The organism is Roseibium sp. AWQ4_290 (assembly GCF_056160985.1).
In genome coordinates this window covers 1-301 of record NZ_JBSWYG010000084.1, presented here as the reverse complement: position 1 = coordinate 301, position 301 = coordinate 1, and the positions used below count along the sequence as shown (strand labels likewise).

Genomic DNA, 301 nt, shown 5'->3' with positions numbered 1-301 from the left:
ACCGAACCCGCCCTGACCATCGCCAAGACGCGTCCAGATCGACCCGTCCTCAGCCGACAGAACAGCATCAACAACACCGTCGCCGTTCAGGTCTTCATACGATGTTGTAACCGGGCCAATCGGCCCAGCGACCGTCACATCAGACCCGTGCAACCAACTCACGAGTTGAGATGACCCGTTTTCAAGATCGAGAACCGTGTCTCCAAGACGTCCGCCTTGCGTACGGAAAGATGCATCAACCCGCATAGCGTCAGACGTGTCCGACTGCGCCGTGCTCGTGTATAAGACCGTTCCATTCTTC

The 301-nt window shown here is 57.1% G+C and carries 1 protein-coding gene; it reads right to left on the bottom strand.

The features are described 5' to 3' along the window. The coding region (locus ACXAH0_RS25235) for a hypothetical protein (protein WP_475196070.1) at positions 1-246 on the bottom strand (246 nt) is incomplete at its 3' end. Positions 247-301 lie beyond the last annotated feature (55 nt).